The sequence below is a fragment of the Planctopirus sp. SH287 genome (genome assembly GCF_056500625.1).
In genome coordinates, this window is sequence record NZ_CM151403.1 from 2,152,619 (window position 1) to 2,169,367 (window position 16,749).

6 protein-coding genes are annotated in these 16,749 nt (G+C 53.8%); 3 read left to right on the forward strand and 3 right to left on the reverse strand.

Features of this window, described 5'->3' with window-relative positions:
* Positions 1–34: 34 nt before the first annotated feature.
* From SH287x_RS08275 to SH287x_RS08285, 3 genes are all read right to left on the reverse strand, one after another.
* On the reverse strand, positions 35–793 hold the full coding sequence (locus tag SH287x_RS08275) for a 4'-phosphopantetheinyl transferase family protein (RefSeq protein ID WP_479518205.1): 759 nt from the start codon (positions 791–793) through the stop codon (positions 35–37).
* A complete protein-coding gene (locus tag SH287x_RS08280) occupies positions 790–11,304 on the reverse strand; it encodes a C45 family autoproteolytic acyltransferase/hydrolase (protein WP_479518207.1) in 10,515 nt (3,504 codons plus the stop codon). The genes SH287x_RS08275 and SH287x_RS08280 overlap by 4 nt, the downstream gene beginning before the upstream one ends.
* 711 nt (positions 11,305–12,015) lie before the next feature.
* Entirely contained in the window at positions 12,016–12,972 is a 957-nt protein-coding gene (locus tag SH287x_RS08285) for a C-terminal binding protein (RefSeq protein WP_479518208.1), read from the reverse strand.
* 484 nt (positions 12,973–13,456) lie between these two features.
* On the opposite strand from SH287x_RS08285, the gene SH287x_RS08290 reads away from it, so the two are divergent.
* The 3 genes from SH287x_RS08290 to SH287x_RS08300 all read left to right on the forward strand — a co-directional run bounded on the left by SH287x_RS08290 (position 13,457) and on the right by SH287x_RS08300 (position 16,715).
* Positions 13,457–14,737 (forward strand): DUF481 domain-containing protein, encoded by a 1,281-nt coding sequence (locus tag SH287x_RS08290; protein WP_479518209.1) that lies wholly within the window; start codon positions 13,457–13,459, stop codon positions 14,735–14,737.
* Positions 14,738–14,904: 167 nt separating this feature from the next.
* Positions 14,905–15,756, forward strand: coding sequence for a sugar phosphate isomerase/epimerase family protein (locus SH287x_RS08295; protein WP_479518210.1), 852 nt, complete (start codon positions 14,905–14,907; stop codon positions 15,754–15,756).
* 188 nt (positions 15,757–15,944) lie between these two features.
* Positions 15,945–16,715, forward strand: coding sequence for a segregation and condensation protein A (locus SH287x_RS08300; RefSeq protein WP_479518211.1), 771 nt, complete (start codon positions 15,945–15,947; stop codon positions 16,713–16,715).
* Positions 16,716–16,749 lie beyond the last annotated feature (34 nt).

Below are 16,749 nucleotides of genomic sequence, written 5' to 3' on the forward strand. Positions count from 1 at the left end.
TGGTGAACTGTTTGATTTCGTTGAACGATGCGAATCAGTGAGACCAGGCGGCAGCTTGTTTAGATCCTTGTGCCTTGGTCTCATTAAAACAGGAGCGAATTTTGCGAATATTTGATACAACCGTCATAGAGACCCAGGTTCCCGGAAACAGTTCTCGGGTTTCGGCGACGTCGAGTAATAGTTTCATTCCCCGCCAATAACAGACCGTCATTTCCGATTCAAAAGTGATCTCAAAATGAGCGGGACGAAATGCCTCGCCATGATTGACTGCTTTATAGATCGCCTCTTTTAATGACCAGAGTTTAAGAACCATCTGATCATCGTGATCATTTAATAGTTTTCGTTCCGCCGGTGTGCACCAGAGTCGGAGCGATTGCTGCGTTGCCTCAGAGGCTTCGACAACATCAACTCCCACTCTCGCTTCAGGATGACGACTGACCGCCAACGCGAAGACTTCGTCGGCATGGGAGAGAGAAAGCCGCCACGGAAGGATGCGTCCACGAACGTAAACCCGTGGCTGAGTTCCCCGCCCCAGCCCATTGCGAGTGACGACATCCATATCGTTCAGCGAAACGGCAAGTGAGCATCCCGGGGAATGTTCCTGCAATAATCGTTGAATCTGACTGACGATAAAAAATCGCCCGAGTCTCCATAGTTCCTGTCGACCTGGATGACCGATCCATTCGGATCCGTCACCCAGATGCTCGGGCCAGCCCTGTGCGAGAATCTCGTTTTGCAGAGAAGCTCGCGATGCAGTGACCAATGTCAGTTGTTCTCGGGTGAACGGGTTCAAGCCGTAACAACTCCCTTGGTGACACTGCGGTAGCCCTTGATGAAATAGAGCGGCTTTTTGGCCCGATCATAAATCGCCATATCATAGATCGAACCCGTATCGTCACTGCTGCGATACCAAATCCGGGTTACAAGCTTTTCGTTTTTGGCGGGTGGTTCTTCGCGGAGAATCAACAACTCTTCGAGGGCGAGAGGGAGTTCCATACGACCGAAGCAATTCATCCAGGCATGAATCCCGCAGGCAAAGAAACTGGCATCCAGCACGGCTGGGTGAGTCAGTGGCTTGCAAGAAGAATTAGCCGCCAGCAAGGTCGACATTTCTGTCGGGCTGACTTCCGCCCAGACATGATCGCGTCCAGAGCAAAGTGTGCTAAGAGCACGCAATGGGGTGCCGTGGATCAAGGGGCCGGCATCGGGATATCTGGCGGGTAGCGGGCTGAACATCCCCTTCGATTTATCAAGCTGGGGAAGATCAGCGACAGAAACAGGAACCCGATCAACTTTGGCAGAAGCCAACAGCAGATTCCCGCCATCCAGATCGATCAGTTGAGCATCGAATCCTTCAGCCCCCTTCTTGATCACGACCTGAATGCGTCGAGGAAGAGCGGCTTTGAGATGAAGCGACCGATGAATCTGGAAATTGCGGATCCGTGGAGCATCGCTCCCCGGGAAATTCTCGCGAATGGCCTGAGCAAAAAGCTCTAGCATCGCCACGCCTGGCATCAACGGGGCGTTGTTGTAACGGTGTTCCGCAAAGAGAGGCTCTGTCAGCGGTTCAATCCGCAATTCGGCTTCCCAAAGGTCTGCGGTTGCCGTCACGGCTTCCACCGGGAAGAGCATGCTTGGGACTGGCTGAGACACGCCCGCCAACGCCACGTTCGCTGAACCCGATGCGTTGTTTGTCACGGGAACTTCAGGAGCTACTTCGGGAACTGATGACGCCACAGAATCTGTCGCATCGGTGGGGCCGGCAACCACGGGGGTTGTCAGAGCCAGGGCCACCTGGAATCCACGGGCATCGATCAGTTGCTGACCTGCGGCATTCCAAAGCGTGAAATCAAAGAGAAGGTGGTTGTCGCCGACCTCACGGGCATGTCCAATCACGCGGCAAGGCTGCCCATCAGGAATGGCCTGATAGAAGCGGACTTCTTCAAACTTCTGAGGAAGATGAAGCTTGCCGAGAGTCAATGAGGCCCAGCGATCACAGGCGATAAAACAGGCATCGAGGACTGCGGGAGAAGCCAGCCAGCCTGTCGCACCACGTGTTCCCGAGAAGCCTGCGGTTGACGGTGGAACGATCGTTCCATGGAAACGGGCGCCTTCGCGGGCAATTTCTGTCACCCCTTGAATCGTTGGCCCGGTGAAGACACTGCCAAAGCGAGAGTCACCAATTTGTTCCCAGGTTTCGGCATAGACCACACGTTCGGTCGGTGCGGCCACGCCTGCGGGCATGGTCTGCGATGATTGAGCCGTGATTGCCTGAATGTGGGCACGCACCAGAACACGCTCATTCTGAAGGAGCACGCCTTTGCGATTCATGAATCGAGCAACCAATTCACCCACGTAGTGATCACCCACGCGTTCGATCTTGGCCGTCACCAGTTCTGGTCGGTCGGCGAAGAATCGCATACCGTTGATGATCTCGGTGTTCGTGATCGACAGCGAGGTCATTTCAGGAACGAGCAGTCGTGTTGCCTGGGCCAGAATTTCCATTCCGAAAGCCATGGGCAGGATCGGCGCGTTCTTGTGCTGATGATCGTACAGGAAAGGATCGGTAGCAGGGTTCAGGCTGGCTTCCACCTTCACGAGTTGACCACGGCGGAACTCAACCACGTTATCGAGGAGTGGCGAATCGTGGGCGATTTTCTGTGCTGCGGTATAGTCATCCCATTCGGCGCGTTCAGGAAGTGTTCGATCCAGATCAAGCCCGTCAGGCTTATCAATGATCAGGATTTCCGGTTCTGGAGCAGCAGAGAACAGTTCTTCGAGTAGGAAGGCGACACCTTCCTGAGGTGGCATGAAGGCAATCCCTCCCGCCTTGAGGGCCAGTTGGCTCTCAGGACGGGCTGCCATGCCAACTTCGCCCCATGGCGGCCAGTGGACAGTGATGGTGCGACAATCCGGACGCCGGCGTCCCAGTTCGTTGCAGAACTTTGACAGTGCATCGGACGCTGCGGAGTAATCGGCCTGTCCCAATCCACCAAATCGACCGCTGGTTGAGCCAAAGCCGACAAAGAAGACCACGGGATCATGTTCCAGGGCTGCGGCAAGATGCTTGGCCCCTTCCACCTTCACATCGAAGGTCTGGCGAACTTTGGGCAACTGCTTGCGATCAAATCGGCAAGCGTTTTCGACGCCGGCTCCGTGAATGACCCCTTCAATCGGGGCATTGAATGCCCGGATTTTTTCGATGGTTTTCTGAACCGAAGCCACACTGGAAACATCGCAGGCGTGGTAGGTCACAGAGACCCCGGCTTCCTGCATTTCCCGGAGCGTACGATCGATTTCCAATCCCCGCTCAAAGGCATTCCAGGCATCCAGAGGAACCAAACCGCGATCGCGGGCTTCTGACATGACCAGACGCCGGTGAGCTTTCAATTGGTCTGCGGTGGCAGTGTGCCACTTGGCATCCACCTGTGGGGCGGGCGAGGAACCCAACAGGTGCAAATGCACACCGCATCGCAAGCCCAGTTCGCGTGCCACCACGGCGGTAACACCACGGGCACCACCGGTCACAATCCATGCTGTACCAGGAGTTGGCCCCGCGTTTTTATCGGGAGCTGAGGGAATCGGAACGCCGGACAGGACAAATCGTTCGCCACGGGAATAGGCGACTTCACACGTCACAAAGGGATGCGACATCTCATTCTGAAGTTGTTCAACCACACGATGAGCCGGCTCATCCATGGAGAAATCAATCACACGGGCAGCGATTCCGCCAGATTCCCGTCGCAAAGCCTTCCAGAAGCCCGACAAGGCACCGCCATCGGTTCCTGTAGGACTGCCTTTGAGACCAAACTGGCCATCAGAGAACGTCAAAGCCGTCATGCTGGCGGTAGCGGTGTTGCCGTGCTTGCCAATACTTTGTGCCCACAATTGACAGAGGCGGAAGATGGGCATGAAACGATCGGAAGGACTGTCATTCTGGATCGCTTCCAGATTTTTCGGGCCAACCACAAACAGGTGATCAACCTTGCCATCGCCGCACCGCTGTGCGTATTCCGCTTCGATGGCCGACACTTGAGTCGTTATCGGCAGCGATTCCACCTGGAGACCGGATGCACGCAGCCGGGCCGTCAGGTTCTCAGCAATATCACCTGAGCCATAAACCACGGCTTTTCCGGTTAATGGAAAGGTTGTGCCAGAGGTTTCGCTCAGCATTTCATGGCGTGGACGGAGCACCACTCGACGCATGACGCGATCTGCAACAGGAGGTAAGCCTGCCAGAGGATCGCGTCCAGTGTCAGGACGGCGAACGACTTTTTCTGAAGGAGCACCTGATCGATCAGATTTCCTGGCCAGTCCCGAGGTGGTTCCAAAGAATCCATCAATGTTCAGTGTCGAAAACTGATCAGCAACTTCCCGTCGAGCAGGCCCTGGAGTCACCCGAATGGTTTGCTCTGCGGGGGTGGTCACAATGCTGATCTGGTTATCAACACGGCAGACGGTGTTCATCGTTGGATGTGCTGTGACGCGTTTGCGTCGGCCATCAAATTGATCACGCAGCGTGTTTTCAGCCACCTCGACAGAGACGCCCTCTTTCTCATGCTGAGACAGCAGTTCGTTGAGCCGCTCCAATCGATGAACCGAATGTGGAGGTGTGGGGTGAGTCGAATTGAGCAGCATCGCGTGGTTCGAGCCGATCAACTTTGGCAAACCGGTCTTCACCTGAATCTGATCGCTATCGTATTCGACATAGCACAACGTATCTGACGCGGCGTTACTGAGGCAGATCCCCCATGCTCCATTTCGCTTTGATTCTTTGAGGATCTCGATGGCTTCGTCCGAGTTGGCGGCGCTTTCGAGAATTCTCTTGATCAGTACGGGATGGATATGGCCACGAGCGGTCACGTCACGAGGAGCACGATCCAGCAGAAGTGTGCTGCTGACAGTCAAACCTTTTTCGTTGGTGCCGTTGATGCCGCACAGTTGGCCTGTGACGCTGAACACCACATTGCGGTAGCCCTTGGAAGGCGAACGGTATTGCACGACCCGCTTCAAGGTGTCGGTCAGACTCAAAGCCAGTGAAGAATCTTCGTTAGCGGCGTGAATCAAGCCGTGAGGCCCATTGGCCCCCGCTGTGATCGCAAACTGCACGCATCCAGGGACATAATCTTCGCAGAGTCCCAGGTTATGCCCGACGATGAAATTCACCGGAAGTTCGGCTCCCGCAGCAATCCCCGAAAGTTCCGCGATTTCGACTTCACCGAAATAACGATCTGGTTCAAGCAATGCCTGATTCAGTTCTGGCATGTTGTCGAGGCGTGTCCCGTACCGTGTGATCTGTCGTTCAAGGATGGCATGGATGGCATCTTTCTGATGGCGGCCATGCTCGAATCCCAGGGTATAGGGATCGCCTGATAGTTTAAGCTGAGTGACCAGGCCAGAACCAACCGCTGGTTCCCAGACGCGTTCGATAGTCGCCACAGCGACCGCGGCTGGAATTGCTTCAATCACGACTTGAGCGGCGGTTGAAGTCTGAGGCTCAACTGCTATTGAGTCTGGTGCTGGTGCACTGACAGCAGCGACCGGTGTGGCCGTGGTTTCCTGTGGAGCGGGTTCCTTTGTGGCCAGATCTTCTGTCAGGAACTTGATGATCGATTCCAGTGTCGGGAACTGATCCAGTGACAGATCGGTCACTTCGCTCGCCAGCCAGTGAAGCTCGAACTTCTGGGCACATTCACCCAGCATCTGAGCCTTCTTGATGCTGTCGATCCCCAGATCCGCTTCAAGGTCTGCCGTCAGTTCGACCATTTCTGCTGGGTAACCCGTCTGGTCAACAATGTATTCAATCGCGAACGCCTGCAACTCTTCACGGTTCGGAAGAATGCGGGGCGCTACAGGAGTTTCATTGGTTGCTGCCACTGGTTCAGGTGCTGAAACAGCAGCGACCGGTGCAGCATGAGTTTCCAGTGTGGCGGGTTCCTTTGTGGCCAGATCTTCTGTCAGGAACTTGATGATCGATTCCAATGTGGGGAACTGATCCAGTGACAAGTCAGTCACTTCGCTCGCCAGCCAGTGAAGCTCGAACTTCTGGGCACATTCACCCAGCATCTGAGCCTTCTTGATGCTGTCGATCCCCAGATCGGCTTCAAGATCTGCCGTCAGTTCGACCATCTCAGCCGGATAACCCGTCTGGTCGACAATGTATTCAATCGCGAACGCCTGCAACTCTTCACGGTTCGGAAGAATGCGGGGCGCTGCAGGAGCTTCCGTGGTTACTGCCACTGCTTCGACAACAGGTGTTGATGTAACGACGGGTGCAGCCACAGCAACAACGGGAGTGGCCGTTGTTTCCAGTGAGGCGGGTTCCTTTGTGGCCAGATCTTCTGTCAGGAACTTGATGATCGATTCCAGCGTCGGGAACTGATCCAGTGACAAGTCCGTCACTTCGCTCGCCAGCCAGTGAAGTTCGAACTTCTGGGCACATTCGCCCAGCATCTGAGCCTTCTTGATGCTGTCGATCCCCAGATCGGCTTCAAGATCTGCCGTCAGTTCGACCATCTCGGCTGGATAACCCGTCTGGTCGACAATGTATTCAATCGCGAACGCCTGCAACTCTTCACGGTTCGGAAGAATACGAGGTGCTGCAGGAGCTTCAGCGGTCACAGCCACAGGTTCAGGTGCCAGTGCTGAAACAGCAGCGACCGGTGTGGCAGTGGTTTCCGGTGTGGCGGGTTCCTTTGTGGCGAGATCTTCTGTCAGGAACTTGATGATCGATTCAAGTGTCGGGAACTGATCCAGTGACAAGTCCGTCACTTCGCTCGCCAGCCAATGAAGCTCGAACTTCTGGGCACATTCACCCAGCATCTGAGCTTTCTTGATGCTGTCGATCCCCAGATCGGCTTCAAGGTCTGCCGTCAGTTCGACCATCTCAGCCGGATAACCCGTCTGGTCGACAATGTATTCAATCGCGAACGCCTGCAACTCTTCACGGTTCGGAAGAATGCGGGGAGCCGCAGGAGCTTCAGCGGGTTGCTCAACAACGGCTTCTCCTGGAGCAACTGCTTGTGACGCAGAACTGACAGGAGGATGCCATCCGTTGACTTCAGAATGTCCGTTCGTTGAATGTGCCACCGTACCGTTGGTCGAGGCGACGCCTTTAACGGAAACAGCAGCAACCGGCAGAGCTTGAGCTGCGGCTTCCGTAAGATGTACATCGGTCAGGCCGCGCTGCTTCAATGCGCTTTGGCGATTCTGCTCTTTGCGACGTGCAGAAGCATCGAAGTAAACAATCTGTGGCTTATCTATCACAACGGATCCTGTTTCTTTCGACATCGGAGGAACTGGCGCGACTGCCGGTGCCGCTGTGCTGACCTTCCCTGGTGGATTCACTGCTGGTGGTTTTGGAGCTTCGGAGACTGGTTTTCTCGCTTGGAGAGTGCTCAACCAGTCAGGAGTTGTGGTATCGCGAGGATCCATCGGGACGCAGGCAATCGCCGATTCACCGACGATTTTCTGAACCAGCTGAGACAGAACTTTGCGCGGCCCAATTTCAACAGCGACATCAATGCCCTGCTGCTTGAGAATGTTGACCATGCCGACGAAATCCATCGACGTGACAAGCTGCATCACGAGGTTTTCACGGATCACTTCAGGATCGATGACCATCACGTTGCCAATTCCACTGAGAACAGGGAGTTGAGGCGGAACGATGGGCAGATCCCGGATGCAATCGCGATAGGTGACCAGAGCAGGTTCCAGCAGCGGTGTGTGGTAAGCCGCCGGAACTTTCAACATCCGGCTGCCAATCCGTTTTTCACGCAGCATCTTCTCAAACTGCTGCAGATCTTCGGGAGTTCCCCCCACAACCGTCTGTTCTGGTGAATTGATATTCGCCAGAAAGACTTCAACGGACGAGCGTGCCAGAAGCTGACGAATCTTGGTGGCGTCAGAGGAAATGGCCAGGAGACCACCTTGTTTGCCACCAAATTGTTCCACAACCTGAGAACGCAGCTTCGTCGCCCGGACAGCATTCTGGAAGGTTAGTGCCCCCGAGGCGACCAGTGCCGGGAATTCCCCATAACTGTGGCCACACACAACATCAGGCTTGATTCCCGAAGTCTGATAAGCCGCGAAGTACAGCAAATCGATCACCAGCATAGAAAGCTGAGCACTGAGAATATTCGCACCCGGATCAGCGGCTAATTCCTCAAAGGTTGGGCATCCTTCAGCCTGCAGAATCCGGTTGAATTCGGCCAGTTTCTCACGGGCAACGGGATAGTCTTTGACCAGATCTGCTCCCATCCCGGCATAGTACGATCCTTGACCAGGGAACATCAGGGCCAGTCGGCCATGTCCAGAGCGCGATGATGCCATGGTTGCGGGTGCACTCACCGGCTGAGCTGCACGGACAACTGGCGTGGTCGCCACCGCTGGGGTCGTAACGGCTGGGGTCTTGGGAGCTGGTCGCTGAGGCGCCTCATTACGACTTTCAAGAACCACGCTGAACGCAAAACCGGTATCAGAACTGTTGTTGACAGAAATCAGCGATTTTCCGTCTTTTGTGGTGGCGTAGAGCGGCTGAATTTCTTTGGGGAATGTGGACGCGGGAAGTGTGACTTTGGCATCTGTCTGCTTCAGTCCGAAGGTCGCTGGGATCTTCGATTGTTCCAGTTGCAGAACCGCCTTAACGATCGACGCAATCCCTGAAGCACCACGGAGGTAGCCGAATTGAGGTGTCATCGAAGCCAGATGAACGGGCTGTGAACCGTTTTCCGCCTGAATTTTCTGAACAAGAGCCGACTTGTTTTTCAGCCCTTGCCGAGTTTCCACGCCGGACATTTCCAGATGAGCGATGGCTGCTGGCTGAGTCTTGGCGACATTGCAGGCTTCCTGGAATGCGGAATCGAAGATCTCTGCTTCTTTGCCTTTCACCTGGGAAGAACGCTGTCCAGTCCCACGGATGATGGCCCGGATAGGATCTCCATCACGTTCGGCGTCGGCCAGTCGTTTCAGAACGACAACAGCGACCCCTTCTGCTGGCAGAATCCCATCGAATGCTTCATCAAATGCCGAACGAGAATCACCGGCACTCAGTAAACCGTTCTGCTGCAGGGTATCGAAGCTGTTGTCTCGCATCGACTGATGGCCAGCAGCACAGAGAACAATGTCAGAGGCACCCGTATCGAGCATGCCGATCCCTGCACTGACCGCCACATAGCCAGAGACTTCGTCAGATTCGAGGGCGAATGCGCCACCTGTGAAGTCGAATGACTTTGCCAATCGTGAGGCCAAAGTGCTGCTGGTGAAGCTGCCTGTTTCATCGAGCAATGCCGGCATGACATCCAGCAGCCGTTTTTCAAACTGAAGGGCAGCTTCTTGTGCCACGTTGGCTGGAACACCATCTTCTTGCAGCAGTTCTCGCAAAGTGCGTTGGATTAACGGGAGACGCAGTCCCATCTGCAATTGAATGGCAAAATCACCGCCAAAGACCGTGCCCACAACAACCGACGCTTTGGAACGATCAAAAGCTTTCTTGCCATAGCCGGCATCTTCCAGAGCCTGGTCAGCGGCATCGAGCAGCATAAACTGGAGAGGATTCGCATTCGCAATTTGCTTAGGCGGAACCTTATGACGCTTCCAGTCATAGACAAAGTCGGAGATGTAGCCTCCGCGAGTGGTCTGACGGGGATTGTGCGTGACTTTCCACTTGCCCAGCAGGGATTTTGCGTTGAGCTCTTTTTCGATCGCCAAATCGGTTTTGGGATCTTTCCCGGAAACCAGCACTTCCCAAAACGCGGCTTTGGTAAGAGCACCGGGGAGAATTGCTGCCGTTCCAATAATGGCGATTGGCTGCTGTGTTGTCTGAGCTGATTCTGTGCGGCGTGCGCCCTGTTGAGCCATTGAGGAAGGAACAGAAACCTGTGACTTCACTCCTTCGCCGGGGAGCAGGCCATCATCGATCACCATGTGAACATTGAGGCCGCCGATGCCAAAGGAGTTGACCGCAGCCCGGCGTGGCATTCCATTTTCAGGACGCTTCCATTCACGGGCTTCCAGAGGCACTTCAAAGGGGATGTTGGCCCAATCGATTTCCGGATTTGGCGTTGAGAAATTAATCTGCGGAGGAATAACACCATGTTCCATGGCTAGAACGGTTTTAACCAATCCTGCGATCCCAGCCGCTTCGAGCGTGTGGCCAATGTTGGCTTTCACACTGCCGATAGGAATCTTCTTAGCAAGAGAATTGCCGTTAGCAAAAACTTTTGAGAGGGTTTTCAGTTCCGTGGCGTCGCCAACCTGGGTCGAAGTGGCATGACATTCAATGAACTGAAGCGAAGCCGGATCGACTTCTTTGGAATAAGCACGTTGAACAGCGAGAATCTGTCCTTCAGGCCGAGGTGCCCAGAGGCTCTTTCCGCGTCCGTCTGACGAGACACCAAGCCCGCGAATTACGGAGAAAATGCGGTCTCCATCGGCCAGAGCACGAGCGAGCGTCTTCATGACGACAATGCCGTATCCGTCGGAGCTGATCAGCCCGTCGGCGTTGGCGTCAAAGGGACGCGACCCTGTGCCGCTGATGGACATTGCCATCGAGAAGAGCACCAGGGCGTACCATTTGCTATAGGATGCACCGCCAGCGAGAGCCATATCGACTTCGCCGCGTGCCAACGCTTGTGCCGCCTGGCTCAGCGCCATCATGGAGGAAGCACAGGCAGCGTCGATGACTAATGATGGCCCTTCAAAGCCATGAACTCGCGAGATAAGCATCGCGGCATTGGCAGCATGAAAATTGATATCCCTCATGAGACCGGCGTCTGGTGCACCAGCACGCAGTTTGGTCAACATCCGTTGAGCCAGATCGGCTCGTGCTGATGGGGAACAGCCTTTGAACTCGTCATGGCTATTCATGACTTCAGAGATCAAATCGGCATACCGGGAATATGTGACCTCGCCAGCCAGGCAACTTCCTCCCGAATGCCCGACATAGACTCCTGTTCGTGCATAAGGAACATTGCGAGGATCCATGCCAGCGTGTTTCAGCGCCGAGGAAGCAACCTCGCAAAGATTGAGGTGGGCGTTATCTGACTCACGGAGCACCTGATCCGTGATCGGGCAAACGGAGCGGTCGATCGGACGATCTTTAACGACTCCACCCAATTCTGTGTATGAAAGGCCAATTTTGCCTTGTTCAGGGTGGTAGTAGAGTGAGCGATCCAGCCGGGATTCTGGAAGCAAATCAATGGCGCTACGGCCAGACTTAATCATATCCCAGTAGTCGTCAATGCCATCCCCACCGGGCATACGGCAAGACACCCCAACAATTGCAATCGGCGGCAACTGACCCATCTGCCTGAACCCTTCAGATTAACCTGATGGAAACCGCCGCCGTGCGTTTACAAACACTCCCTAGTCCTGCCGCAACGTCCTTTAGCTTTCGCTTGTTGCTGACTGGCCCGGACGGCTTCCAAAAACCGTCTGGTGAAAAAAATGTACATCACCAGTTAGGCTGGGTCAATAAGATAGATTGGGTTGAAGGGGCAGAGTGGAAGCTTGGGTGCAAGTTGCCGGATTGTTCCAATTAAACGATCCGCGTTGCACTAAAACAACATCGCAAGATGAGTGTTTTCACCTACGCCCCTGAATGGGGATTCGGGTGGCGATTTGCTGAAAAAGGAGAGTTCAGGAGGGTTTAGAACTCTTTGTTCAGAGAAAAATGGAGAGAAAACATTTTGCCCAAGCGATGAAATTTCGTTTTTGATCAACTTGCTAAAAGCCGGAGAGCGAGTGCCGTCCGGTGAGTCTGCAAGCCACACCCTTAAGGTGAAATTTATCAAAACAGATCATATGGCCACTGAGCAAATACTGCGCAGATGAAGCATAATCACAGGAAGTGAGATTATAATTACCGGCAAATCATCTGGAGGTAGAGGCAGTTGTCCCCTGCTCCCGATTCGGGAGTGGGTCAGCTCGATTGATCGCTTCATATTACGGCCGTAATGAACTGGCAAAGAGGGCGTTCTCAGCCTCCGTTTGTCAGTTCATTGATGTTGAAAGCCATTAGAGATTGACCAGATTTCGAGGCTTTTCACCTTGCAAGACCTGAATAATCTGCTCCATGACTTCACGGCGCATCTGAGCCAGTGATTGTTCAGAAATGAACGCCGCGTGGGGAGTGACAATAACTCTTTCATCCTGAAAAAGAGGCTGACTCAGATCACAGGGTTCAGGGTCAAAGACATCTAAGGCAGCTCCAGCAATCGTGCCAGACTGAATGGCTTGCCAGAGAGCGGCTTCATCAATCAACCCTCCCCGGGACGTGTTGATCAGATTTGCAGTGGGCTTCATCTGCTGGAACTGTGCCGTCGAAAACATTTTTCGAGTGGTTGAAGTCAAGGGGGCATGGATAGAAATGAAATCGCTGGTTCGGAGCAATTCCTCAAATGAGACCATACGGCAGCCAGTGCCATAATCCTGACTACTCGCCGTGTGGGCGATGACATCCAAGCCAAGTGCACGGGCTTTAGGAACCAGCATTTGGGCTGTGTTCCCCAAGCCAATCAGCCCCAATGTCTGCCCTTTGATCCGAGTGAGAGGCAAGCCAGCCCCCAGATTGTATTCTCCCTGTTTCGTTCGATGGTGAAAAAACGCAATTTTTCGGGAGAGTGCCAAAAGTAGCCCGAGTGCGTGGTCGGAAACCTCATGCGTGCAGTAGTCCGGGGAATTGGTGACCGGAATGTTGCGTGCCGTGCAGTCGGCAAGCGCGATGTTATCCAGACCAATCCCCAGGCGGGCCACCGTTTTCAAGCGGGTAGCGGCCGCAATGACTGCGGGAGTCACTTTGGCCCAGTTCGTGGCAATGGCATCCACATCCGCTGCCAAACGACAAAGCGTGGCTTCATCGCCAGAAGGAGCTTCGATCAACTCCGCACCAATGGTGGACAACAGCGACTGTTCAATATCCAGGCTGGGCCAGGCTCGGTCAGTCAACAACACTTTGTATTTGGCGTCAGCCATTACAGAGGCACTCCCGGATTTGAAAGATGAAGCTCTAAGTCTTTTAGATCACTTTACTTAGCAGGCCCGACGGCCACCGTGAGAATTTCAAAGTCTCACCGACACCGAGATAAATTTCGAGCCATCCACCATGGTTTATATCAGGCACTGCGCCTGTTGCCAGCTGCCTGAATTTTATCCCCTTTCTGCGCTCAAGACCGAAGTGGATACGCAACACAATGATATGAAACAAGTTACACAAAACCAGCCACTTCAGGACAGTGGATAACTTATGTTGTCTAAACAGCACGTTTCCGAATAAAATAGGGCGGTGATTCATGCGGCATTTCTGTCGAATCTCACTCAAATCTCCATTCTTTTTCTGATTTTTCGGCCTCCGTTCATCCCACCTTTTTGACGACTTTCCCTGCCCGTCCCCTCTGAGACCTCTCCTGTCCTCCCGCGGAACAACCCCAACCGTACTGTTGAGGTGCCTCTTTTGTTTGTGCCCAAGTGCACTTATTCCGGACTGATTGAACTGCGACACATCGTGTCGTGCAGTTTGTGGGTCTGCGCACTTGTCGGAGGAATGCTGGCTTCCCTCGCGATGGCAGGAGGAACCGAACGAATTGTTCTGATAGATGGGTCAAGCTATGAGGGCGTCAGTGAATCAGTCCAAAATGGACAGGTGATCTGGCGAACGACAACCAACGAAACACTGTCGATTCCGATCTCACAAATTGACCATATTGACAAGATCACGACTTCACCAAAGCCTATTGCCAATGCAGACCCGTCCTCCCCCAGCACGTCTCAGGCAACCCTGACTCCTTCAAGTGACATCATCAATCGGCCTTCAGAGCCAAAGGCCAATGGGTCATTGCCACTCCTTTCGCCAGAATCAATTCTGCAACAGGACGCGCCCGCGATCAGTCATCCCGGCGCCAATGATGCCCCGGAGGAGATCGATCTCACCACTCCAGAAGAAGCCTTTTCAGAGTCAGAGTCCGGGGACTCCTGGACAGGATCTGTTCCCCTGGCCGGCAGTTCGGTCAATGTGATTTCATCGGTTTTGAATACCGCGCAACAGACTGCTGTGGCAGCTACGAACCATGCCGCTCTTTGGACGAATCGCATTCAACTGGGAGGAAACTTCACTAATGGAAACTCAAATATCGACATTGTCGATGTGGTGGCGCAGCTTGAACGATCAACTCCGGCCAGTTCAAGACAGATGGAGTTCGGGGGGCAATGGGCTAGAACTCAAGGACAAAATACAGCCAATCGCTGGTGGTTGAACGGGAACTTTGACTGGCCGATCGCTAACGAAGAAGACAAGTGGATCACGTTCTTAAGTAGCAAAAACGAATATAATAAATTGGCAAACCTGTATTTTCGTGGAACAGATACCATCGGCGTTGGCTATCGTTTTTATTATGAACCAAAAAAGCGTTTGATTGCTCGCGTAGGCCCTGCTGTGACCGTTGAAGTTTTTGATGAGCCTAACGATACGCGGACAACCTTCGACTTTTTCAGCGAAATTGAAGCCCGCTGGCCTCTATCCGATCGGACAACACTGGAAACCCGTGTTCGCTATCAACCGAGCCTGCTGGATCCTTCTCTTTATCGTGTTTTCTCGACATCTGCGCTGATGTGGGATCTGGATCAGGAACATCGCTGGAAACTGGCATTGAATGTCCGCACTGAATACATCTCTATCCCCAGTCCCGGAAGAAAGCCATCAGACGTTTTCACCGTTTTATCGATTGTCTATCAGCGAAAATGAGACATTGCAAAAAGAGGCGGGCTTCTGCATCGTGAAAGACTTGCTGGTTGCGAGAAGTCGAATGAGTTAACATTTTGCCCAGAATCATTGAGAACAGAACGAGCCGCATGTGATCTGTCTCGTTGAATCTTCAGCAGCCACTTTGATTGATCATCGGGAGTCACAACATGAGCAGCCTTTGGCCAATTGGCGTATTCACATCTGTTGATGCGGGTTTAGGCGTCCATCTGGAAGTTGCCCAAGACCTTAAGGTTCCGACGGTTCAGGTGCATGCCCCTCATCCTCACACACGGACGCCGGAAGTGGCCAAGTCTTTCCGTGCAAAATGCGACGCAGCCGGCATCACGGTCACCGTCATTTTTGGTGGTTTCGAGGGGGAAAGCTATGCCGACATTCCGACGACGGCCCGGACAGTGGGTCTTGTTCCCCTAGCCACGCGGGCCTCTCGCGTGCAGGAGATGAAAGAAATTTCTGACTTTGCAAGTTGGGTCGGATGTCCGGCCATCGGCCTGCATATTGGTTTCGTTCCCGAGCGCGGAACGGAAGATTATCAGAATCTCGTGGCTGTCACGCAGGATTTATTGGCGCACGCCGCCGGTCATCAGCAGGCCATTCATCTGGAAACCGGGCAGGAAACTGCCGAACATCTGCTGGAGTTTATCCACGATGTGAATCGCTCCAATCTGGGAATCAATTTTGATCCAGCGAACATGATTCTTTACGGCACCGGCAATCCGATCGAAGCTCTCAAGAAAGTGGGCCAGTATGTTCGGAGTATCCACTGCAAGGATGCACTCTGGGCGGCTGAGGCTGAACGTGGCAAATCCTGGGGACAGGAAGTGGCGCTGGGGACAGGCGATGTCGGCATGGAAAATTATCTGCGGACACTGCTGGAAATCGGCTATCGCGGCCCGCTGACCATTGAACGTGAGATCCCTCATGATCCTGTTCAGCAAAAGAAAGATCTTGCGTCAGCATTGGATCTTCTGACATCATTGCGCAGTAAAATTGCGGGGTAAAGCGGCAGTTTATGCGGCTGCCGCTTTTGATAACGCGGCAGCCGGTGCCATGATCGGCAAAGTCCGCAGGCCACAATGAACTTTACGATGTCTCTGGACGATAACGTGTTAAAGGATTAACTGGCGGGACTCTGCAAAGGTGGCAGGCAGCTGCAACATGGAGTCCCTCTTTGAACGCGGATGAGCAGATGCCAGACTATCGCGTTCAACTCGACAACTTCAGTGGCCCGTTAGATCTCCTGTTGTATCTGGTTCGGCGGAATGAGATTGATCTGGTGGATCTCCCGATCTCCCAGGTCACGAACCAGTTTCTGGTTTTCCTTCAGGTGATCGAACTCATCGACCTGGATGTGGCTGGTGAATTTGTCGTGATGGCCAGCACGCTGATCGAGATCAAAAGCCGCCTTGTTCTGCCTCGCAGTGATGATCAGGAGCAGGAAGCCCAGGCGGCGATGGGCGAAGATCCTCGCGCTGAACTCATCGACCAACTGTTGGAATACAAACGCTACCGGGACGCTGGCATGGCCCTGCAGGTTCATGCCGATGAATGGCATGCCCGCTTTCCCCGACTGGCAAGCGAAAAACCAAAGACTGGTCGTGATGCGACAAACGACTCCTTTAAGGAGGTCGAGTTGTGGGATCTTGTCAGTGCGCTGGCTCGTGTCATGCAGAAGAAAATCGTGGTGGAGACCGCCTCGATCCGCTACGACGACACACCGATTTCGGTCTATGTCGAACGGATTGGCTCGCGCGTGCGTCACACAGGACGTGCGGCGTTCAGCGAATTCTTCGAAGGGGCGAATGAACGAAGCAAAATCGTGGGGATTTTCCTCGCGATTCTTGAACTGCTAAGGCACCACCATTTCCACGCAGAGCAGCCTTCTCCGCACGGTGAAATCTATCTGACGCCCCCTGCTCCGCCGACAGAAAACGAAGAAGTTACTCCCGTAAAAGAATAATGGGCTGTTGTCCCCATTCCTCTTTCTGATGCCG

Coding starts and splice junctions, on each gene's coding strand:
- SH287x_RS08280 (WP_479518207.1), bottom strand. CDS start 11,304: ATGGGTCAGTTGCCGCCGATTGCAATTGTTGGGGTGTCTTGCCGTATG.
- SH287x_RS08285 (WP_479518208.1), bottom strand. CDS start 12,972: ATGGCTGACGCCAAATACAAAGTGTTGTTGACTGACCGAGCCTGGCCC.
- SH287x_RS08295 (WP_479518210.1), top strand. CDS start 14,905: ATGAGCAGCCTTTGGCCAATTGGCGTATTCACATCTGTTGATGCGGGT.
- SH287x_RS08300 (WP_479518211.1), top strand. CDS start 15,945: ATGCCAGACTATCGCGTTCAACTCGACAACTTCAGTGGCCCGTTAGAT.